Here is a 22,739-nt window from a genome sequence, read left to right on the forward strand (position 1 = left end):
CTACGCTCCGAAGACCTCATCCAACCAGTCAAGAAGAACTGAATTGGACAAGGGAAGATTTGTAACCTGACAGTGGGAATCTGCGCCTTCTTCTCTAGTGAAGATCCTCATTGTTGACTTTCCCGAAACGCTATCAGAAGCTTCCTTCGCCTGGGAAAGCGCCTCTTCTCCTTCTCCCTCACTAACCATTGCAAGGAAGGGAACCTGGATATTCTTTATGCTATCACCGACCACAAAGTCCTTCATTCTCTCGAAAGCCTTGAACATTGAATGCCTTCCATATTTAAGCATTATGTTAACGAGCTGCAGTTTTTGGGCCTTCGATAGATACTCGGTCGGCACAAGATCGACTGTCTCAAGTGTAATGTCTTCGGGAGAATTGATCGCTTCTCCGGCAAATGCAGACATGTACTTGTACATATCAGTAATTGGCGAGTTAGAAATCAGGGCCCTTATTCTGGAATCGTTTGCCGCCGCCCTAAGCGAGAAGTATCCTCCCAGACTTATGCCGTACAGCGCAAGTTTAGAAGGGTCGACATCCTCCTTCGACAGGGCATAATCGACAACTTTGGAGATCGGGACTTCGTAGTCGGGACGCAACGGAGTCTCTGGCGAGAACCTTCTCATTCCCACCTGACCGGGACCATCGAAGAGAACAACCGCGTAACCCCTTTGCAAAGCGGCCGAGCCCGCCTGGAAATACATTTCTTCCGACGTCCCGTCAAAACCACTCATCATCATTATCGTCTTCTTCTTGCCGCCTGTTGTCGGAGCAATCCAGTACGCCGGAATAAAATCCTCGCCGTACGGTATCCTCTCCGCTTCAAATTGAATATCGGTGGTCCTGAAAGCATATACAAAGCAATCTCTGCTTTCCATTCCGAGGTATCTTGTCTTCGAGTCTCTGGGATCGCCAAAGTACTCGGCAGCTCTGAAATAATTTGCAGCCCTCAAAAACTCCTGTCTCGCGCTCTCGTTATTGCCTTTCTGAAGAACTATAAGGGCGTGATTTTTCAGCTTCGTCGCGAGCTCTTTGAATGACTTCACCCACGAGTCGGGATCGTCGCAATTTATATGTGGTACAAGAGAGAGGATCTCCCCAACCGTTCCCCCTTCGTAGGAAACCGCTCCGAGAGACCTGTAAAGTTGAAAATCGAATTCGACATCACGCAGTATTCTCACATCTAGCAAACCTCTTGAGACTCTCTTTGAATTGTCCCCCATTTCGCACCTCCTTTAACGCCTTTTCTCAATAATACTATCAGAAAAGAGTTCTAATACCGAAAGCGAAACGCTCTTGAGAAGGTAATAATGCAACATGAAATCTGATATTATCAGACTGGAGGTGATCACATGAAAAGAGTGACGGTGATTCTTATACTGCTTGTGACTGCGTTTGCTTTTTCGTGGTCGGGGCATGACGCGCTTACTTATATCATTGTTTCGCAGTATGAGGATGATTTCGATGAGTTTGTCCAAATTACCCCTTATACGTACGCCGATGTAGATACTCAGGAGTACAATCCGGCCATAGAGGGTTTCTACGATTATCTCGGTGAAAACTATCTGCCTGAAGAAGACCTCGATCTTTACACCTCGATCTTCCCAAACCCCAAACCCGTTGACAACTTGGCGCCCCTGTGGCAGATCCTTTCTGTCTATTCTTACGAGCCCGATCTAGGTATGGACAAGGGGCTTGAACTTAAAGGAATAGAGACACTCCTCGGAGACAGCCAGGGGTTGAGACACATGGAATACAGAATGCTTTTCTTCATTAGAATTGGTAAGGCGACCGACGTGGTTCAGTATTTCAGTGATCTCGCCGAGATTGCTTATTCGAGAGGAGACCGTTACTGGGCATACCGGTTTATGGGAAGAGCCATTCACTATCTTGAAGACGTCGGTCAGCCATTTCATACTTTCCCGGCGCCGTTTTTCGAGCTGGTGAAGCTACCATTCAATATAGCCAAGTGGCAGACTGTTTTTGCAAACTTTCATTTCGCATATGATTTCTACGGAGGATACCTGCTCTGGGAAGAATACGAACCGCTCGTTGAGGCGATCAAAGAGGTTTCACCCAAAGAGATTAAGGATCCGAAGCAAGCGGCCGTTAGTTTGCGAAGATACTCCAGAAATAAGCTGAGTTCAGTATATTACGAACTTAAGCGTACAATGGGAGACGAACTGGAAAATCCCGAGGCAGTCTGGCTAGGAAAAGCTTATTTCGACGATCTTCAAAACACAGGAGAAACGGCGAAGCTCGATGCGCTTTCAGTAGAGATTTTAAGAGAAACTGCCTCCTATGTAAAGGGTTACATAAACTATATGCTTGCGAGATTCGCCGAGATAGATTCCGAATCCTAGAAGAGCTGCTCTTAAAATCAAAACGGCGATAGTCAGAGGTATAATCTATCGCCGTTTTTGCTGGTTTAATGAAGTGGCCGGACTAATCGGCGTCCTTGCCGCTTCGATCATGTGTTCGAGAGGCAATCTCGTAGAACTTCTTGAGCCTGTCAACGACAAGTCGATTGAAACTGCCTGAAGAGTACTGCCCGTTCTTTCCGATTTTCCCCGGTTTCATTCCCGTGAGAATTTCTATAGCCTCGTCCACGGTTTCGATAGTCCAGACGTTGAATCTACCTTCTTTAATCGCTCCTATTATTTCGTCGTTTAGAATCACGTTATCGGAGTTCGCTTCGGGCACTATCACTCCCTGCTGGCCGTTGAAGCCCTTAATTTTGCAGAGATCATAAAAGCCCTGAATCTTGTATTGGACACCACCTACCGGCTGAACTCGTCCGCTCTGGTTTATTGAACCTGTTACGGCTATCGACTGTTTTATTGGAACTTCAGCAATTGCAGAAAGGAAGGCTATCGTTTCGGCAACCGAAGCGCTATCTCCTTCAACCGCCGAGTAAACCTGCTCGAAACTTATCGAGCCATTTAGGCTTAGCGGGAACTGCTGCGCGTATTTCGAGCTCATATATCCTTGAATGGTCAGACTGGCCTTATTGTGAATATGTCCACTAAGCTCGGATTCCTTCTGTATATCGACGATTCCGCTGTTGCCAGGTCCGACTTTGGCGGTAATCTTCACCGGTATTCCGAAAGAAAGATCTTCAGTCTGGATCACTGTCAAGCCGTTTATTTCGCCGACAAGTTCCCCCTCTGTTTGAACCATTAAAGTCGAGTTCTGGAACATCTCTTTAATCTTATCTTGATAGAGCGAAACCCTTTTGTGCATTTCTTCCCATGCAGTCGATACGTCATCGGCCTGTACCATCTCGTGACCACTGACTTCCGCGACGGCCGAGCTTTCGAGAAGGATCTGTTCAAGTGCACCGAACTGTGTAGAAACCTTCTTTCTACTCCCAGAAAGGAAGATCGCTCTTTTGATGACCTCTATTATTCCTTCTCTCCCTAGTGGCCTTAAGGAGTTCTCCTTAACAATATTGCACATGAGTCCGCAGAGCTTGTCTACAGTATCATTCTGTACAGTCATTTCCCAGTCGAACTCTGCCTTTACTTTGAAGAGCTTCTTAAAATCGGTGTCAAGGGTGCTAAGCATACTGTATATCCAGGGCTCTCCGATCATGACGATCTTTATGTCAAGTGGAATCGGCTCCGGCTTCAGACTCACAGTCGAAAGCAGGCCGATCTTATGTTCAAGATTCTCGATTCCCTCCAGGCCCGAAAAGAGAACCTGTTTCAGTGTTTGCCAAACATACGGTTCACTTAGCACGTTTTTAGCATCTAGAACAAGGTATCCGCCATTGGAACTGTGTATCGCTCCTGGTCTTATCATTGTGTGATCGGTATCGAGCATTCCCATCTTCGCTACGTACTCGATTCTTCCAAAGAGGGAAGAGTAATTGGCGTTTGTTACCTCTACAACCGGTTTTCCCTCTATTCCAGAATTGTCGACAAATAGGTTTACTGCGTATCTCTTGCCAAAAAAGGCCTTCGAATCGATCTCCTGGCTGAAGAAGACTCCAAGATTGTCAAGAAGATCCTTCTTCATGCTCTCAATAAAGTCCACAACCTCTTTACTTTCGCTGAATCTATCCTTCATCTCCCTTATGTGGCCTTCAACGGCAAATGAGGCTACTTTTCTGTTCAGTTCCTTATACTTTTCGCCGAAGTCTTTTTCCATCTTGCTCAGTTTCAGAAGATAGGAATTAACCAGCTCACGAACCTCTTCGCCCTTCTTCGTAATCTGCTTCTGATAATCTTCGGGAAGAGCCTCATATACTTCCTGCGTAAGTGGTTTTCCGTTCCATATAGGAATTGTTGCGACTCCGGTCTGGTTTATTTGAACGGTGTAGTCTTTCTCTTTGGCCTTCTCAACGAGTTCCTTCAGCATGTTTGAACGTTTCTCCGACTGTTCATTCTGTAAGGATGTAACTTTCTGCTGATAGTCCTCGCTTTGAAAGCTCTCACCAATGGAGTTTATAGCGATCTCTACAAAGTCATTCATTTCCTTCTGAAATATCTTTCCCGTTCCCGCTTCAAGGGATATTGAGTTTGGAGACCTTGGGTCGTCGAAATTGTAGACGTATATCCAGTCTCCGGGGGTTTTAGTGCCCTCGACTTTCTTTTTGAGATAGCGACTTACAAAGGTCCTTCTGCCAGTGTTGGTAGTACCCGAAACGAACACATTGTAACCCTTCGCATCTATGTGAAGTCCAGTCTCAAGTGCCCTTATGGCTCTTTCCTGACCTATAAACTCTTCCAGTTCGCCAATACACTCAGTAGATTTCACGTCTTCCGGTAGCGCAATCTTCAGATCTATGTCCTTCCAGCCAACTTTTCTCATGCATCTACCTCCTTCTTTGGATAAATTATAACAAACAGGTAATCTGGTAGCTGGATTTCTAGTTGTTTACCCTTTGAGAAGGGATTGTAAGAGCCAGATACAGGTCAATCTTTCTTCGACTGGCTGGCGAGCTTCAGCTTCTTCCTGACAACTATCCCTTCGTCGGGAACCTCTTCGAGTATGGTCAGATTGTCTATTGTAAACTCGTGATGAAAATCCCTGAAGGCAAGTCTCTCCATAACAGGACCTATGTTGGATCGTTTAAGATCATCTCCAAAAACAACTGTAATATGAGGTATCCAGTGGTCTTCATCATAAGCGATCGCTCTGTTGTTTACCGAATCGCGGAGTTCGGTCCATAAAGCATGGTGGAGAGATGCTAAACGCGAATTCCTTGCGAGTCCAATGAAGATCACGGGTTTCTCACCGGAGAAGACTCCTAGATACTCCGTTCTGGCCATCAAAGGAGGCGTACTGGAAGCTATGACCTCGATCAAAGGGTCGATTCCAGTCTCCTCCTCTTCCACAATGCAGAAGGTTATATGAGGAAAAGGGGTTAGAAAAACTGAATAAAAACCAAACTCTGTCTTCAGTTCGTCCCATATCCCTCTGACGAAACGATCCAAATCCTCTGGGAGAAGAGAAACAAGTGCCTTCAGAACCACGCACCTCCAGTTGATTATTATAAGAATTATATCAGTCGGAGTCTTTGCCCCTGCTCAAAAACCTTTCACTCCTCGATGCGATTTCGGGGAGAAGTATTAGGGTAAGAACCATTCCCACAGCTAGCCCGCTTACCATAAGTTTCGCAACATCCACATAAAGCAGTAATGGTGTGAGGAGCAAAACCGAGAAACCCGCTACAAGACTTATACCATTTGTAAGAATTGCCCTAGCCGTTTGTTCATAAGCCTTATGTGAATCACCAAATCTCCTAAACCAGATCGTGAAATGGATAGCGTAGTCGATTACCAGTCCCATCAACATCCCCGAAATAAGAGCTGTAGAAATGCTTAGGGGGATCCTGAAAACGGCCATAAAGACGAAGTTGAACAGTGCTGTCAGCAGAATTGGAATAGTAGCTATTATGGTTGATTTCAAGCTCCTGAATATAGAAAACAGAAGCAATATGATTAGCCCAAATGAGACAATTAGACTTTGAATCTGGTTCTTGACTACCGATGAATTGACGCTCTCCCATATGAGAGTTGTTCCAGCCAGAGTGAATTCGAAGTTCTTGTTCATTTCAGGGAATTTTCTTATGGCCTTTTCGACTGCGGCTTTCAATCTCTCAGCACTCAGGCTGTCGCTCTGAGATGAAAAGATGTTGAAACGGATCGCATTGTCACTGACCAGAAGTGAAGTAGAATCACCAAATGCCTCTGTAGAGTTGAGCACTCTGATCATCAAAGGTAAAGGTACGTTGGTCTCTCTCGAAAGGTCAAAGAGACTCAAAACCTTTGAAACTCCTTCAATCCCCTTCAGCTCCTGTTCGAAAGCTTCTAGATTCTCAACCTGGTCACCTGTGAATGAAATGCTTGCTCCCTTAACAGGTTCAACCATGAGAGTGTAATTCGTCAACCAACCGAAGGCTTCCTTCATCGTTCTTGCGCTTTCTCTGATCTCTGAATCCTCCTTGAAAAAATTATACTGATCAATCGTCATTGGAATAGTGATGATAAGAAAGGGAGAGGCGATGCTTGTGGCAACGACAACCCAGATAACCGCTCTTTTAACTAATGGATGAACATCCCTCGGTGGCAAAACCTCGCGTTTAGTGCCCACCTTAGGAGTAACAAGCCCCGGAAGGACAGTGATAGTAAAAATCGCCGATAAAAAGATCCCGGAGCAGACGAATATCCCCATTTCCTGAAAGGCCTTCATATCGAGTAGGATGTATGAAGAAAAGCCCGCCATAGTTGTAAGAGCAGAAAAGAGTATAGGCACTCTCTCTTCGTGGATGGTCCTTCTGACGGCATTCTTCATATGGATGTTTTCTTCAAATCTCGATAGAAAATGCATCCCGTAAGCACTGCCAATTATAATTATGAACGAAGGTATCATAACCGTAAGACTGTTTATTGAAAGTTTGAGCAGTCCCATTATTCCTACTATCACCATTACTGCAGCCAAAGGTGGTACAAGGGTTAAAAGTGATAGCGATATTCTTCTGAACTTGATCATGTAAACTGCCATGATGGCAAGCAGTATGAAGGGTGGATACTTGAAGGTGAGATCAAAGATCGACCTGAAGGTTTCGAAATTAGCAACACTTTCTCCGATCAATTTGTAGCTTTCTACGCCGGAAGAGTCCAGTACCGAACGCAGTTCCGGGATCATCATGTCACTTTTCAGCTCGTTCCCCTCTGCTATGGTAATCATGATCGCATAGTACCTGCCATCGGAAGAAACGATCAGATTGCTGTAAACGGGATCCGTGAGCAGTTCTTCATTAAGAACCAGTCGGCCCTCATCTTCATAAACGTAGCTTTCCGATGGAATACTCATCGTAAAAAGATTGAAGCTTCCCAGCTTAACGGCCTCGGTGGGAGACAAAGCGGATTTCACCCAGTCAAGAGAATTGATCTTCTCGGTGATGCTTTTCAAGAGCTCCAAAGAGGTTTGAGAAGCTTCAAGAATCAAAACTATCGATCCGGTATCGCCGAAAACTTCCGCGATCTTGTTGAACGCCTCAAGCTCCGAATCGTCGTCGCTCAAAAAGGCAGCAGGCGAGGGGTCGAAGCTAAACCCGTTTATTCCGGACAACAGAATCACGACTACTACGGCCAATATGATAAAGGATATCGCTCTTCTCATATTCACACCTCATGAACTCAGCCCATTATATCATCTGACTTTACGATTCATCGCCTATGTAGAGATTGAACGCCTCGCAGATGAATTGGAATCGTAATTTGAAATGCTTTGACTCTTGTCGTAAAATTGGGGCATATGAACAAACTGGCCGACATTTAGCAATAGAGTCTGGAGGGATCCAAATGATCAGCTGTAAAAAGCTTACCAAGGTCTTCGACAAAGACCCTGTAGTGAATGAGATAGATCTGTCTATTAGTTCAGGGGAGATATACGGCTTTCTTGGACCGAACGGGGCCGGAAAAACAACTACCATAAGAATGTTGACGGGCACTTTGAAACCCACTTCGGGAGAAGTGAAAATACTCGATATGGACTTTTCCAGAAACGAACTGCTTATCAAGAGCAGGATTGGCGTTGTACCCGATGAGCCAAGAATCTACTCTTACTTCACGGGTGCGGAGTTTCTGGAGTTCATAATGGACGTCTTCCCTGACAAGAAGCAAGAAGCGAAGAAAAGAGTCGGGGAGCTATGCGAAGCCTTTGGAATCGATTATCTAGGTAAGATGATCTCCGAGATGTCCCACGGTATGAAACAAAAGATAATGGTCATATCCGTTCTGATGAGACGGCCCGAAGTGATATTCCTGGACGAACCCACAGTCGGCCTCGATGCAAGAAGCGCAAAAATCCTGAAGATGCTTCTGGAGAAGTACAAGAATGAGGGATCTACGATTTTTATGACGACCCACGTGCTTGAAATCGCTGAAAAGATGTGTGACAGGATAGGAATAATCAACAAGGGGAAGTTGATTTCGGAAGGCACAATGAATGAATTGAGAAGGAAGGCCGGTGCCGATGAAAGGGAAACTCTCGAAAACCTCTTCCTTCAGTTAACCGGTGAGGATGAAGACATCCAGGAAATAGTAAGTGCACTGTGAGGTGACCCCTTTGAATGATCTAAAGCTATTCTTCAAACACAAGCTGTTTCTCTTCCCAGGCAAGAGAGGCAATAGGGGTGGCCTTTCCGGTCAATTATTTATTTTCGCCGTATTTGCGATTATGATCGGCACGTTTCTTTGGGAGGTATATGGATCTACTGCAGGGGTCTCTATCGAGGGAGTTGCTCTCGGAAAGGTTATGGCAGGTTTCTTCCTAACTATCTCAGGGTTCTTCTTCCTGATTTCTTTCTCTGCGACCTCATCATATCTCTTCATGAGAAATGAGGAGATAGATATGCTTCTCGTTCTTCCCGTGAAAAGAGTCAGCATAATAGCCTATCAAATAATGATATCGACTGTATATCAGGGTCTTACCTTATCCGTCTTCATCGGAATAGCTCTTCCTTTTCATCTGAGAGTCGATCCCAGTCCATGGATTGGGATTCCCGCGCTCGTTCTGGTAGTAATAGACACTGTGCTCTTGGCCTCCATAGTTTCAGTGGCTTTCGGAAAGTTCATGTCAAGGGCGGCAGCGCGAAAAGTGATGTTCGTTGTTCAGATAACCGCTGGTTTCATGTTTTTTATTATCGTTCAGCTGGTTCCGAGAAGCACGGACAATATACCGCTGTACTTGCAGAAGCTGGCGTCCGCATGGGGAGTTCTTTCGAATCCCATGAACGTTTTTACCTGGAGTGTGAAAGCTTCGGAGCAGCCGATTTACCTTCTTGTTGGCATTGGGGCAATTCCGGTTTTGGGATACATATTTTTCAGAGTAGCTTCATCTATTAAGTTCGAACCGGTTTCCTATACAAAAAGCAGGACGAAAACGGTCTCCTTTAATGGGAGATCGCGAGGGGTGTTGCTGAGAAGAGAGCTAAAAATCTATAAGCGTTATGAGCAACTTATATACTATCTTTTCTACCCCGTAGTGTTCGGTCTGATTTTCGGACTCATTTCAGATGACGCTGTTGCTTCGATATTTACTACGGTGCTCATAAGCACTATTTTTACAACAATTCAATCTGCATTTCTTATGGGAAGAGAGTTCCCTTTCATTGAAACGACAAAGACACTTCCCATCTCTCTGGGAAGAATGATAGCTCTGAAGGCAACCTTGCCCGTTCTGCTGGGGTCAGTTCTCTTCGTCGGGGTTCTCACAACCAGCATACTCGTGAAGGGCGAGTCATTCGGCTATTTTGTTGTAGTTCCCATAGTCTTCGTCCTATATATTACCTCTTCTCTATTAGGAATCAGGGGTGTCCTGGTATCCCCACCGGATCAGATGGATAATCCGAATACTTTTATGAGAACAAAGTTTGTCCTTCTGAACCAGGTGATCTGCATGGGCCTCAGCTTTGGTGCAATAATGCCACTAACAACAATACTGAGTGGCGCTTCAGAGAGCAATTCAAATATCTGGCTCATCCTGATTTCTCTAGCGTCGCTTGCGGTAGCTATCTTGATTTCTATCTTCAGCTACAAAAAGGTGAAGCTGGTAATCAACGAGATCTAAACAAGTTCATTGCTCACGATACTCTTAAACATTTGGACCAGTTTCGGGTCAAACTGGGTACCTGAGCAGTTCACTATTTCTTCAACTGCCTCTTCTTTGCTTATCGCCCTACTGTAAGGCCTGTCGTTTGTCATAGCATCAAAGGCATCGACAATCGAGAGAATCCGGCATTCTATTGGAATGTCTTCACCGCTTATGCCCAGCGGGTAACCCCTTCCATCCCATCTTTCGTGATGCTTGAGAATCAAATCCGCAACTGAAGAGAGGTCGGGAGATGAGATCGCTATCCTATATCCCTTTTCAGGATGTAGCTTCATTATCCTCCATTCATCAGCGGTCAAAGGACCTGGTTTAAACAGAATGCTGTCTGGAATTCCCACCTTTCCGAGATCGTGCACCTGTGCGAACAATGCAAGGTCGCTCAACTGCCTCGTGCTAAGTCTGGCTCTTCTTCCAAGTTCAAGGCAGAGTTTCTGAAGTCTCTTCGCATGCCCTCCTGAGATCTGGTCTTTTTCGGCTAGAGTTACAAGGAGTGTGTTGACCATCTGACTTCTAACGCTCGAACTTCTGTAAAGTTTATCGCGGTACATCAAGTCATCGGCTTGCTTAAGTGTTTCAACAAGTTCTTGTTCAGGGCCATTGCTCGTAGCAATACCCATCGAAACACTTAGAGGCGGTCCGGAGTTGTTCATGTTGAATTTTTCCACAATCCTTCTTACCCGCAGAGCGATCTTTTCTGTAATCTCCTCGTCCGTCTTGATCAATATTATTGCGAATTCATCTCCCCCAAATCTCGCCACAACATCCGTCTTTCTGAAGCAAGATCTCAATATCTGCGAAAGCTCGATGAGTATCTGGTCTCCTCTTGAATGACCCATCGTATCGTTGATCAACTTCAGTCCATCGATATCTGCCGAAACAATTGAGATGGGGTAGAATCTAGAGCCTTCAAGTCTTTTAAGCTCTTCCTCGAAGTACAACCTGTTGTAAAGGTCGGTAAGTTTATCGTGAAGAGACATGTAATTCATGCGCTCCTCTGTTTCAATCCTCACAATCGCTTCGCGGGCATGAGACATCAGGAGTTCAGCAAGACGCAACTCCTGTTCGCCAAAGATCGCCTTTTTCACGGACATTGCCTGAAAGACTCCGACATCTCCAACCGGTACACTGAGTCCAGCTCTATATATATCGTTTGTTCTAAGAGCACCGGGAAACTCCTGGATATCGTCGATTACATATGACTTCTTCTCTCTATAAGTCCTTCCTACAATGCCCTTATCGATCGACATTTCCAGGGGATCCCGTGGATTCAGGTTGGAAGACGCCTTTATTACGAGATTTTCTTCTTCCCTTACGCATATGAAGCAAATGTCGAATTCGAGAATCTCTTTTGCCGCTTCGATGACAAGGTCGTAGACGCTCTGCAGTTCACTGCACCTTTCGAGATTGAGAGCCGCCTCGTGGAGCCGTTCGATCCTGAACTTGTCTCTTTCAAGAATCTCAAAACTTTTTAAGCGGTCAGAAATATCCCGCGCAAACGTGAATTCATATTCTCTTCCATCGTACTTAAAATAGTTTCTGTTGATTTCAACGGGGAAAGTGGAACCATCCTTTCTCAGATGGTATGCCTCGAAATTGTCTTTCCCGTTTGATTTGAGCCTCTCCCAGCTGCTTTTTCTGTCATCAGCTTCTAGAGATTTGTCAAGATCATTGACCTTCATTGCAGTTATCTCTTCTCTCGAATACCCGAGACTCTTGCAAGCAGCGCTGTTTGCGTAGAGAATCGATCCGTCAGGGGCAATCCAGAAAGCCTCATCGTTTGCGTTGTCGAGCCCGAACTGGATGAGCTCTATTCTTCTGAGAGCCTTGCGTTCATCCGTTACGTCACATGCAGAGCAGACTACGGATTTTATATTACCGTTTTCATCGATTTCCGGAGTCTTGGTAACAATCAGAGTTCTAAGCTCGCCTTTCGAATTCCTGGTATCTTGCTCGTAAATGTGCTCCTCTTTGCCAGCAAAGACTAGTTTATTGGTTTCAATACTTGTTGAGAGGTCTTCTCCCGAAAAGATCTCGCGAATCTTCCTTCCTTCGATATCTTCCGGACGCATGCCAAAGAACTCCGCAAATGACTTGTTTACGATCCCGAAAGTCTCGGAATCTTTGAAGTACCAGATAAGTGTTGGGATGTGGTTTAGAAGCAACAGCATCTCGTTGTTCTTGGATGCTATAGACCTTTTGCCTTCCAAACGCTGAACAATCATAGTGAATGAAAGCGACATCAGGAAAACGAGACTCACAGTAGCATAATTGGCGGGAGACCACTTTCTGATAATAGAAAGTGAGATACCTTCGAACACGGAAGTCCCTTCTACACTCGATAATCTGTAGTCTTCAGTAGTCAATAATCTTAGAATCTCGTCTAGATTAAGTTTCAGAATAGCATATGAGTCTTTCAGACTCTCCAAGCCGGTGCTATCGGTAACTCTCATCGTCGCCAATAAGTCCTCTCCATTTGGAAAGATCTCGTAGAAGGCCGAAGCTCCAATCGTGTGATCTCTAAGAGTCTGAAAGCTTTCACCGGCAGATACGAATTCCTCGTTGCGGTACACGACAACGACACCCTCAATTAGGCTATTGTTCTTCAGCAGATCTTCTAGATTGTAGATAACGAAGTCGGCATCACCTGACTCCAAAGCCTCGTACATCGAATCCCAGTGGAAGTAACCGAGGAAGGCGGTCTTTGCGTTATTCTCCGTGATTATCCTGGCGGAGTTTGCGATGTGATTCTCTATTTTGGAATACCTTACTTCTGTCATCGCGAAAATTATGACAGCGGCGAAAACTGTAGCAATTGCAGCTAGGAAAAGAGAGATTAGCCGGTTCTTCATAAATACTCCAGTGTGAGACAATGTTTACTATAAAGTCTATCATCTTTGATATGAAGATCGGCAGTAACTCAATGACCTTCCCATGCTGAAGTTTTAGTGGATCTTCTGGGTCGTTCATTCAGAAGAGATCTTCATTGTCACTTCTACATTTCTAGCATTATCTATTCTTCTCTTCCTCACTGTAAACAAAGATATGTGGGTCGTGTAGAATTCTCCTATGGCGTATCCAACATTCGATCATCAGTGGGTGATGAAATGAAATCAGTCCTCTCTTTTCAATAATCCGGCGTCTGGGATAGCAGGTTCGAAAGAGCTGAAATTAGTTGCAAGATGCAAGTTCCAAGTTGCAAGAATAAGAACCAAGACCAGAATGCTAGACCTAGATGCTGAAACAAGTTCATGACGCGAAGAGCAGAGTATCGTTTACAGGGTCTGGGGTCTCGTGAAGAGAACCGGCAATCAGTTCAGGGTTTCAATGCAACTGAGGAAGTTGTCCGGGCGCTTTGTGAAAGCCTCTCACTCTGTCATCCCGGACTTGATCCGGGATCTTGCTTTTGATCTTATCCAAAGGACTGGACTTATCTTGCATCCCCTGCCTCTCTTATTCTAACAAACGACAACGAAGAACCAAGGACGGCTCTTCACAGCGATCAGCGGGTTCTCCGCTTTTAAGCGCTCAGCGGCTCTCATAACCGGGATGCTGAAACAAGTTCATGACAGATTGAGACGCTTTCGGAATAAGCATTCTTTGTCATTCCACGGAGCCTGCCCTGAAATGCTCTTGTTCAGGGTCATCCCGAACTTGTTTCTGGATCTGGTTTTGATCTTATCCAAGGACGGCTTTCTCTCAAACACGGCGAGATACGATTTTTGATCTTGATTTTCTAACCTCTATCCTCACACTACTAAACTCTTTGCGCATAACGTTTTCAAAGAACCTCCAAGATCATGCCACCGATGATTGCAATCATCACGCTAGCCAGTGTCCCGATAAGATAGTACTCGGCAAAGTCTTTGTTATCGAAGTTCTTGAATCTTGCCAGAGATTTCGCGGCAATGACAATTGTTATGGAAGCCACGTTTCCCGTGAGGTAAAGTGTTAGAACTAGAAGTCTTTCGAAGATGCCGATCGCTTTTCCCGTTCTCACATTATCTAGAGAGGAGCTGTTTCCAACGATTCTCTCAAGGTAGTCCGGCTGGTTCTTGTATATCAGGTCGAAAAGCTTTCTTATGAATACCGCTCCCGCAAAGAGAACATATAGATAGACAATAAGTACGGAAAGCATTTTACTAACCGGAAGTACGGCTAAATCTAGTCCTGTATGAAAATCTATCCAAACTATAAAGGCAGAAAAGCTTCTGGCTATTGTAAAACTGGAAATCGGAACAAGAAAGACGATCAACATTAGATGAAGAAGTTGGTCAATAATAAACATCGAAAACCTGGTAGCCGGGCCACGTTTACTTTCAATGCTGGACTTGAAGACGTCCAGAAGTATGTGGAACAGTGAAAGGACTACACAATACAGAAGCACATCCATGAGTCCGAAGGGCATCATCAAGACTAAAAGCGTCAAGAAAACAACGATCCAGTGTTTCAGGAAGCCTTTTGCCTGTTGCTCGCTTTTTTCCTTTGCAGTGTTGTCTGTTTGGAACAAGAAATCGGCGAGTACATGAGCCAAGATCGAAAGAGCTAAAGGTATCATGAATCCATTCATATTTGCCTCCATCCAGTTCCAGAAAGATACTCACTAATCATGATAAACACCGGGGTTAAACTTAACCGCTTTATTTAACTGAGATAAAGATAATTAACTTTAGTGTACACATATAAATCTATATAGGTTTATATTTTCAACGAAAGAGAGATCAATCTCGCCAGTTCCTTTTCCGCCACCCTGACCACGTTCCAGCCAGCTTTATCACAATGCTGCTGCACGGCCGGAGCAGTAACTCCCAGAACCCTGGCCGCCTTCTCGTAGGTCCCCTCCCTTTCATATACATGAACGGCCTGCCACTGCTTTTCAGTCCAGCCGCTTTCAATAGTCTCCAGTAGAGAAAGAGACGTGTTCAGTGCAGTGGATAAAAGTTCATCACTGCAAAGAAAGAACGTGTTAGAAACCCTTGATTTCTTTGCCATGTCAAGAGCGTCTCTTGCGCTGAAGAAAACCTCTCCGCTCAAATCCCACGAAGTGCCAGCCTTTTTAAGTTTGTCATCTTCTATTTCGCCGATGCTCATCCCCACCCTAAGGGCTAAAGGCCACATAACGTATCTTAACCTTCGCACCAGCGATACGATGACACTTAGATCAGATACTACGCCTTGAATTTCGTCGCCTCTTGACAGTGCGAACGACTTGACGAGATGCTCTCCTGCGAAGGAAGCAAGAGTCTGCTCAATTCTCTCAAATGGAAGCACCTGCTTTCTGGACTGAATAATGTCGGCGGTAATGACCGCATAAAGGCCCATTTATTTCACACTCCATTTATCGAAGAACGGATCCAAACTGATTGTAGCACAGTAGTCTCCAAGACCTGTACAGGAACGCTTCAATTGGGAAACTGGGTTCTCAGAGAAAAACCTGCTACGTAACGCTCACTCATGACTTTTTCGAGATATGGATCAGCAATCTAGAACCACCTAACATGACGACTGACAGACAGTGTATCTGCTGCCCAAAATTGTGAAAGCGTATGACAATCCGTAAAATTCATGCATAGAACCGCGTTGAACAGTTTACTTGAGGTTTCTAGTCTTCCCACCAATTTCATTTAGTGGACACGTAAAAACCTTCGCTCTTGAACTATTCGCGACAGGTACGCTTTCGATTTCTTGACTTCAATAACCCAAAGATCTTTAGTTTCCGAAGAAACGCCCGACCTTTCAAGAGATGTTGAGTATCCGGCGCAGGCCATAGTATCCCCTTCTGAAAAAGCGGAGAGAGTTAGATCGTCACCCGAACCCCCAGAAGTCATGGATATAGGAGAATTTTCTATAGAGAAGATTTACTGTATAATACGCCATATACTGTCAGGCCATTCTGAATGCCTTCTAATTTGGCCAGAAAGGTGTCTCAAATGAAGAAATCACTCAAGTTCTGGGATCTTGTTGCTTTAGAAGTAGGTATGACTATTGGTGCAGGCATATTTGTCTATATGCCGATAGCTTACAAAAGTGCCGGGATTGGGACCATCGTTGCCTTTATCTTTGCCTTTCTTCCTATGGCGATAATAATGATAAACGTCATGTTGCTTGGATCGACACTTCCCACGACCGGTGGAACCTTCAAGTACGGCGCTTTCCTCTTTTCACCCAAAGTTGCATTCCTTGGTCTCTGGGCCTATCTCTTCGGTGCATTTGTGGGACTTTTTCCGTTGAATGCTCTGGCACTGGCATCCTACATGAAAGGAATTTGGAATGGAATTTCTGTCGTACCTGTCGCTTTGATAATTCTCACATTCTTCTATGTAGTCAATCTGCTCGGGCTGAAAACGGCTTCTATAGTAGAGATAGTATTTGTTGCTCTCCTCTTTGTAGCGATTGCCATTTACACCGTTCCGGGCGTTGCAAAAATCGACCCGAGAAACCTTGAAGGACTCTTTTCAACGGGATTGGGTCCAATGATTTACGCTTCTGCGCTCCTTACATTTACTTTCGCCGGTTCAAATGCCGTAATAGAGCTGGGCGGAGAAGTGGAGAATCCCAGAAAAAATCTCCCGCTTTCAGTTATGTTATCTCTTTCAATTGTTCTGATCTGCTATCTTTTGATGGCAATAGTCTCTTTTGGAGTGGGAGAAGAGGTAATGGCTAACGGCACTCTTAATGATGTAGCTTCGAATTACCTTAGCGGATTTCTTTTCTACGTCTTTGCATTCGGCGGTCCGATACTCGCTATCGCCACAACGATAAACGCTACATACATGTGGGGTACTAGATCTTTGCTTGCGCTGTGCAAACTTCGAGTATTCCCCTCGAAACTCGGACTGGTCAACAAGAGAGGAACACCATGGGTTTTGCTGACAATTATTTGGCTTCTCTCTTCCATTATGCTGATTTCAGTCGGCGAATCCGGCCTAAACCTATTTGCAGCCTTCGCTTCGATTGGAGGAATCGCGGTGATTATTCCCACGATGTTTGCGGTTTTCAAACTGAAGAAAAATGAAACGCTTAGAAAAACGGCTCCTGCAATTGTTAAGAAGAAATGGTTCATCTTCATTCCCATTCTCGGTGTGGTGTTTTCAATACTTATTATGCTTATTCTTCTCTACCAGGTCGGAGTGGACTTTAGCACGTCTTTCTTCCTGTTCTTTATCGTCTGGGAAGTAATCGGAATGATATACTTCATCTTCAGACTGAAATACCTGGACCGTACTGAGAAGAATGTATTCTCCAGAAATGACCTTTCGGTCTTTGATGATTGAGCTGTTGGATTTCGCTACCCCAAACTTGATTCGGGATCCGAGCTTCTGAGGAACCGTGGTTGGGGTTAGCGGGTAAGGGGTCGGAAAGAGCAAAAGAACTGATACTTCGTTGAACGGTTCTCAGTTGATCGATAAGAAGAATCGAGATTCTGAATCAAGTTCAGATGAAGGATTGTGATGTCTTCTTGATTGATAGACGCCGTCATCAAAGAAGTGATTTCTCGAGGTAGAGTAATCTTTTGTAAAAAGCACCGGCAAAGATTTCCACCTTTGCCGGTGTTTTTGCGCGTCTTGCTCTGATAGCCGATTCAGTTTCCGCAGTATCTTAACGTTTCCATTATTCTTTCCAGTACAGGCTCGTACTGAGTCCAGAAGCCTGTCTTCGCAGCAAAACCGACTGAAAGACAGTATCCATCGTTTCCCGGTTCGTAGACGTGAGAGTAGATAGATCTCTCAACATTCCATTGCGCAGCCGTAAGCTCTATCCATATTCCCGGCTCCCCGGCGATTAGCCTTTCGAATTCTTCGACAACTTCCATGTTGAGTCTTGTTTCCTCTTCTTCTTTTTCGAGGAACTCCGGTTTCACTTTAGCGATGACGAAGAAGATGTTCTCTGAGCCGGGTTCAGCATCAAACCATCTGCTTACCGGCTTCGAATTCTCATCGCCCTCCAGTTCGAGTCTGTACCCCTCCGAATCATCGAACCAGGAAGAAGGTACTTCATAGCACAGTCCGTCCGAAGAGACTTCTATCCATTCCGCAACAACGGTCTCTTGAACTACCTCTTGAGCATTCTCAGAGGGCACTTCCTCACTTTCGGACTCATTCATGAGCTCTTCCTTTCCTATCCATGGATCGAATGATACATTGTCGCTAACGGGATTTCCTGTTCCCCGGTTGTTCAGAGAAGGATGATGCGGCCCCGATATATCGCCCCACCAGCAATCGACGGCGACGGCTTCAACCGGGCTATCGTTTCTAATACCATAAACGACGTTTCCCTCGAAGACGCAATCAACAAATTCCAGAGGAACTGTCTGCTGAGATGAGATACCCACTCCTGTCGAGTTTTCCAGGAATGATAAGCCGGAGACTTCCAGATGGCCCGAACTACTGCTTACCAGAAGACCATCACCGGCAATTCGAGAGATCACTGAATTTCTTAAGATTAGAGATCCTGAACCTGTCTTGAAGACACCTGCCTTGTCTCCGTAGCCTGCATACATTATTCTGGCCCATTCGAGTTCTGCGCTGCCCTCTTCCTGTATGTAGATCGACCTCCACCAACCGGGTTCAGGAAGCGAGGCATCACCATCATGATTTGCGTCTCCTCCCGTAGAATCGTCGCGCCAGTCGGTAAGTGTTATCGGTGCCTGTTCAGTTCCTAACATCTTAAGACTTCCCGAAATCCTTAGTCCCCTATTGGCGGCAAACTTTAGGACCGTTCCGGGTCTTATCTCGAGAACTGCCCCTTTTGTGAGAGTCAGTTCTCCAGAGATGTAGAATGAATAATCACTACTCAAGCCGAAAACAACATTACTGTTTATCTCGCCTCCATCTACGTACACATCGGTACCGTTTTCTTCAAATGCGGCGAGAGTGTCATCGAAAGAAACGTTTGTAGCCAATCGAACTGCAGCGCCATTTCTAAGGAACACGTTGTTTGACAGCTCCAGATAGGAGTATCCCGAAAGAAGCTTGAGTGCTTCTCCAGAAACATCATGGATATTGGAGTTGGTCAGTGTGAATGATCCCGAACCGGCTCTGACAATACCATTCTGCGAATAGCCGATATCGACGAAGTCCAATTCAGCCGATCCGGATTCTCTAATATTTATAGAGTTCCACCAGCCCTTGACCGGCAAGGTTGCATCTGCATCTCTATTTGAGTCGCCGCCTGCGGAATCATCACGATAATCAGTGAAGAAGACGGGTTCTTCTCCAGTTCCAAGCGCGATGAGCTCCCCATCGACAGTGATCAGAGAGTTTTGAGCCATCTTAACTACAGTTCCCGGCTTGATCTCAAGTCTCGCTCCCACTGAGATTGAGGTGCTGCCGCTGAGAAGTAAGGAGAGGTGCTTAGGGACTCTCCAGACAACACTACCGCTAATAGTTGCCGCTTCTACATAAATGTCTTTGTTGTTTTCAGAGAAGTAGGTTTCGTCATCTAAAATCAGAGAAGCGTTTGCGACTGTCCTTACACCAGTATCATTGGATAGGAAGACGGATTCTTCTACCGAAACCCCGTCCGTCCTGCAGTTCAATCCGGCTTCGGAGTTTTCAGAGAAAGTCGATCTGCCGATCTTCACTCCTCCGGCAGCATTATCTGCTCTGAAGCCATCCCCTGCAACCTTCTCAATTACCGTATCTGTCATCGAAACCGCGCCAGTACTGCTCTTTAGAACCCCAGATCGATCACCGTATCCGGCGAATCGAATCACACAATGTTCGAAAGTCGCCGTGCCGTCAGTCATAATACCTATCGATCTCCACCAGCCAGGAGCGGGGGTAGTTTCTCCACCATCTCTGTTCGCGTCTCCACCAACAAGATCATCCCTCAAGTCGGTGAAGTAGATTGGCAAATCCGCTTCTCCCAATGCCTGGAGACTTCCGTAAACAAGGATTCTGTTGTTCTGTCTGAATTTGATCACAGTTCCCGGAAGAATACTTAGCGAGGCACCGGCCGAGATGCTCACATCGCCTGTTATTACCATGGAGTAATCGCCATCCGATCCCCACGAAACTGTACCGGTTATGGCGCCACCGTCCAATTGAATATCAGTGGAGTTGCCTTCGAACCTTGTTGTTACATCGGCAAATGAAGCGTTTATGCCCAACCTGACTCCAATTGTGTTGTAAGAATACTCGTTCTGAAAGTGCTCAAAGGACGAATAACCCGAAGATAGGCGTAGACCATCTCCAGAAGTGTGCGACAGAACAGAATTCGATATTCTTAGAGAGCCTGCACCGCTCTTCAATATCGCAGCCCCGTCGGAACGACCGGCATATGCAATTGTGCACCAGTCGAAAATGGCCTTACCTTCATTACGTATGTTGATAGACCTCCACCAGCCCGCTTCTGGCAAAGAACCATCACCCGACAACGCCCCTCCAACCGAGTTGTCACGAGTCTCAGTGAAAAAGATCGGGTTATCCTCGGTTCCGCTCGCCATTAGTTCTCCATCTACTGCAAGGAATGCGTTCTGAGCTATCTTGATTACGCTGCCAGGCCTAATGGTAAGGCTTGCCCCCGATGCAACCGAAACACTGCCGTTCATCAATATGGATATATTACTGGGTGCCCCCCACGTTACTCTGCCTGAAATTGCGGCAGGATCGATCTGTATTGCAATATCGTTCCCATCAAAATAGGTCTGTTCATCAACCTCGACCGAACAGCCCGCCGGGAGTCTTATCCCAATTCCGTTGGAAGATATGGTCAGCGCCTCAATGTGGACGCCGTCGGTTTTGTAGTACAGTCCAGCACCGGTATTATAAGATAGTGTCGAATACTTCACTTCCGCACTTCCTGCGGAATTGTCAATCCTCAATCCGTCACCGGTAACGTCGTGAATCGTGCTGTTGAGAATAGAAAAGGTGCCAGTGCTGCTCTTTATCACTCCTGCCATGTCACTTACTCCAAGATACCCGATTGTACAATGCTCAAAGTTCGCGGTACCTTCTGTAAGCAGGCTTATGCTGCGCCACCAGCCGCTTGCAGGAACGGTGGCTTCGCCGTCTCTGTTTGCGTCCCCTCCGACAAGATCATTTCGAAAGTCTGTGAAGTATATGGGGGCGCTTTCTTGACCGGCTGCCTCAAGATGACCGTAGACGAGGATTCTGTTGTTCTGCCTAAGCTTGATTACAGTTCCGGGCATGACTTTCAGTGAAGCTCCCGCAGCGACAACTACGTCGCCGCCCGTTACCATTGAATACTCGCTGCTTGCACCCCATACCACACTGGAGCTAATCGTCCCGCCGTCAAGATGAACATCGAGATCGTTACTTTCAAAACGGGAAGTGAAATCAGAGAAAGATGAATTTATTCCCAATCGAATACCAATCGAGTTATACCCGAAATAGTTGTCCGAAGATTCAAATAGAGAGTACCCTGCAGCTACCCTTAGCCCGTCCCCGGAGCTTCTTACAATCGCTGAATTGGATATCCTGATAGAACCCGTCCCGCTCTTGAGCAGAGTTGCACCATCCGATCTACCTCCGTATGCAAGAGTACACCATTCAAGAACTGCCGAGCCTTCATTCTGGATGTTGATAGATCTCCACCATCCCTCTTCAGCGATCGTCTCACTGCCATCTCTATTAGCATCCCCTCCGACAGTATCATCGCGCAAATCGGTGAAGTAGATCTGCTGATCTTCTTTTCCTCTTGCCTGAAGTTGACCGTAAACCAAAAACCTGTTGTTCTGTCTCAGTTTGACAACCGTTCCCGGAGCTACTTCTAGCGATGCTCCTGCGTTTATAGAAATATCTCCGGTAACCGTCATGGAGTAATCACTACTGGCTCCCCATTTTACGATCCCAGTGATCGCTCCGCCGTCAAGATGGATGTCAACCTGGTTCGAAATAAAGGTCGAACTCTGATCAGAGTAAGATGCATTTATTCCGAGCCTAACCCCGTTTGTGTTATACATGAAGGTATTGTTGATACTCTCAAACGAGGAGTACCCTGCCGAAATCCGAAGGCCATCTCCCATAACCCTTCTAACAACGGAATTGACGAGTCTCAGAGAACCCGATCCCGCTTTGAGAATGCCGGCCCCCGTTGACGCTCCTGCAAAGGAGACTTCGCACCACTCAAGAAATGCCGAACCTTCTCCCTGAATGTTTATCGATCTCCACCAACCTGGTACCTGAGCAGTACCTGTGAAAACAATCGGGTTTGCCTCGTTGCCAACGGCCCTCAGTGTACCGTTAACGATGAAATCCTGATTCTGAACTATGAGGACTTCCACGCCGGGCTCTATTGTGAGGATCACATTTGGAGAAATCGTTATTGTCGCCCTAACCAGGTACGGGCTACGATCGATTGTCCAGACCGTGTCCTCGGCTATAGTCCCGGAAACCTCTGTGGGAGGTTTGTAATTGTCAGCAGGTGTTTCCATGTTCTCTGAGAAAAGTAATCCAAAAGGGATTAGAAGCATTATCAGCAGCCAAGATCTAACGGACTTTAAAACGTGCACAAAAACCTTCTTCATGCGGCACCTCCGAGATGTCCCTGGCTCTGTCGAGCTTTGATCGGAGAGCGACTGTATTCCTGCCAAAGCCATCGTATGAACAGATTATACATTCGTCTTGAAGCAATACCTTGCAGAAGTGAACAG

The 22,739-nt window shown here is 45.8% G+C and carries 12 protein-coding genes; 4 read left to right on the top strand and 8 right to left on the bottom strand.

Going from position 1 to position 22,739, the window contains the following annotated elements; translation table 11 throughout:
- The gene (locus V513_RS09640; protein ID WP_099772579.1) at positions 1-1,224 is read right to left on the bottom strand and encodes an alpha/beta hydrolase family protein; all 1,224 of its coding nucleotides are present in this window, start codon (positions 1,222-1,224) and stop codon (positions 1-3) included.
- A gap of 129 nt (positions 1,225-1,353) precedes the next feature.
- On the opposite strand from V513_RS09640, the gene V513_RS09645 reads away from it, so the two are divergent.
- Positions 1,354-2,364: a phospholipase gene (locus V513_RS09645; protein WP_099772580.1), complete on the top strand. Its 1,011-nt coding sequence runs from the start codon at positions 1,354-1,356 to the stop codon at positions 2,362-2,364.
- A gap of 82 nt (positions 2,365-2,446) precedes the next feature.
- Here V513_RS09645 and V513_RS09650 read toward each other — a convergent pair whose 3' ends face one another.
- The 3 genes from V513_RS09650 to V513_RS09660 form a co-directional block, all read right to left on the bottom strand.
- Positions 2,447-4,816, bottom strand: coding sequence for a Lon protease family protein (locus tag V513_RS09650; protein WP_099772581.1), 2,370 nt, complete (start codon positions 4,814-4,816; stop codon positions 2,447-2,449).
- 104 nt (positions 4,817-4,920) lie between these two features.
- Positions 4,921-5,481, bottom strand: a complete 561-nt coding sequence (locus V513_RS09655; RefSeq protein ID WP_099772582.1) for a 2'-5' RNA ligase family protein — start codon at positions 5,479-5,481, stop codon at positions 4,921-4,923.
- A gap of 31 nt (positions 5,482-5,512) precedes the next feature.
- Entirely contained in the window at positions 5,513-7,633 is a 2,121-nt protein-coding gene (locus V513_RS09660) for an efflux RND transporter permease subunit (RefSeq protein WP_099772583.1), read from the bottom strand.
- Positions 7,634-7,815: 182 nt separating this feature from the next.
- Here V513_RS09660 and V513_RS09665 point away from each other — a divergent pair, with 182 nt between their 5' ends.
- Both V513_RS09665 and V513_RS09670 read left to right on the top strand, forming a co-directional pair.
- Positions 7,816-8,571, top strand: a complete 756-nt coding sequence (locus tag V513_RS09665) for an ABC transporter ATP-binding protein (protein WP_014731720.1) — start codon at positions 7,816-7,818, stop codon at positions 8,569-8,571.
- A 1-nt stretch (position 8,572) separates the two neighbouring features.
- Positions 8,573-10,084: a hypothetical protein gene (locus V513_RS09670; RefSeq protein ID WP_099772656.1), complete on the top strand. Its 1,512-nt coding sequence runs from the start codon at positions 8,573-8,575 to the stop codon at positions 10,082-10,084.
- Here V513_RS09670 and V513_RS09675 read toward each other — a convergent pair.
- The 3 genes from V513_RS09675 to V513_RS09685 form a co-directional block, all read right to left on the bottom strand.
- Entirely contained in the window at positions 10,081-12,975 is a 2,895-nt protein-coding gene (locus V513_RS09675) for a diguanylate cyclase (RefSeq protein WP_099772584.1), read from the bottom strand. The two genes, V513_RS09670 and V513_RS09675, sit on opposite strands and share 4 nt — an antisense overlap.
- 929 nt (positions 12,976-13,904) lie before the next feature.
- On the bottom strand, positions 13,905-14,693 hold the full coding sequence (locus V513_RS09680) for a DUF3307 domain-containing protein (RefSeq protein ID WP_006490054.1): 789 nt from the start codon (positions 14,691-14,693) through the stop codon (positions 13,905-13,907).
- Between the two features lie 128 nt (positions 14,694-14,821).
- Positions 14,822-15,445 (bottom strand): SatD family protein, encoded by a 624-nt coding sequence (locus V513_RS09685; protein WP_006490052.1) that lies wholly within the window; start codon positions 15,443-15,445, stop codon positions 14,822-14,824.
- Between the two features lie 608 nt (positions 15,446-16,053).
- Between V513_RS09685 and V513_RS09690 the strand changes: the two genes are divergently transcribed.
- Positions 16,054-17,397: an APC family permease gene (locus V513_RS09690; RefSeq protein ID WP_236609158.1), complete on the top strand. Its 1,344-nt coding sequence runs from the start codon at positions 16,054-16,056 to the stop codon at positions 17,395-17,397.
- A gap of 308 nt (positions 17,398-17,705) precedes the next feature.
- Here V513_RS09690 and V513_RS09695 read toward each other — a convergent pair whose 3' ends face one another.
- A complete protein-coding gene (locus tag V513_RS09695; RefSeq protein WP_099772585.1) occupies positions 17,706-22,613 on the bottom strand; it encodes a right-handed parallel beta-helix repeat-containing protein in 4,908 nt (1,635 codons plus the stop codon).
- Positions 22,614-22,739 lie beyond the last annotated feature (126 nt).

Origin of the sequence: Mesotoga sp. H07.pep.5.3 (assembly GCF_002752615.1) — a bacterium.
In the GTDB taxonomy this organism is placed as follows: domain Bacteria; phylum Thermotogota; class Thermotogae; order Petrotogales; family Kosmotogaceae; genus Mesotoga; species Mesotoga prima.

What these genes read in the sequence shown, in the direction of transcription:
- V513_RS09640 (WP_099772579.1), bottom strand. Translation starts at nt 1,224, where the DNA reads ATGGGGGACAATTCAAAGAGAGTCTCAAGAGGTTTGCTAGATGTGAGA.
- V513_RS09645 (WP_099772580.1), top strand. Translation starts at nt 1,354, where the DNA reads ATGAAAAGAGTGACGGTGATTCTTATACTGCTTGTGACTGCGTTTGCT.
- V513_RS09650 (WP_099772581.1), bottom strand. Translation starts at nt 4,816, where the DNA reads ATGAGAAAAGTTGGCTGGAAGGACATAGATCTGAAGATTGCGCTACCG.
- V513_RS09660 (WP_099772583.1), bottom strand. Translation starts at nt 7,633, where the DNA reads ATGAGAAGAGCGATATCCTTTATCATATTGGCCGTAGTAGTCGTGATT.
- V513_RS09665 (WP_014731720.1), top strand. Translation starts at nt 7,816, where the DNA reads ATGATCAGCTGTAAAAAGCTTACCAAGGTCTTCGACAAAGACCCTGTA.
- V513_RS09675 (WP_099772584.1), bottom strand. Translation starts at nt 12,975, where the DNA reads ATGAAGAACCGGCTAATCTCTCTTTTCCTAGCTGCAATTGCTACAGTT.
- V513_RS09680 (WP_006490054.1), bottom strand. Translation starts at nt 14,693, where the DNA reads ATGAATGGATTCATGATACCTTTAGCTCTTTCGATCTTGGCTCATGTA.
- V513_RS09685 (WP_006490052.1), bottom strand. Translation starts at nt 15,445, where the DNA reads ATGGGCCTTTATGCGGTCATTACCGCCGACATTATTCAGTCCAGAAAG.
- V513_RS09690 (WP_236609158.1), top strand. Translation starts at nt 16,054, where the DNA reads ATGAAGAAATCACTCAAGTTCTGGGATCTTGTTGCTTTAGAAGTAGGT.
- V513_RS09695 (WP_099772585.1), bottom strand. Translation starts at nt 22,613, where the DNA reads ATGAAGAAGGTTTTTGTGCACGTTTTAAAGTCCGTTAGATCTTGGCTG.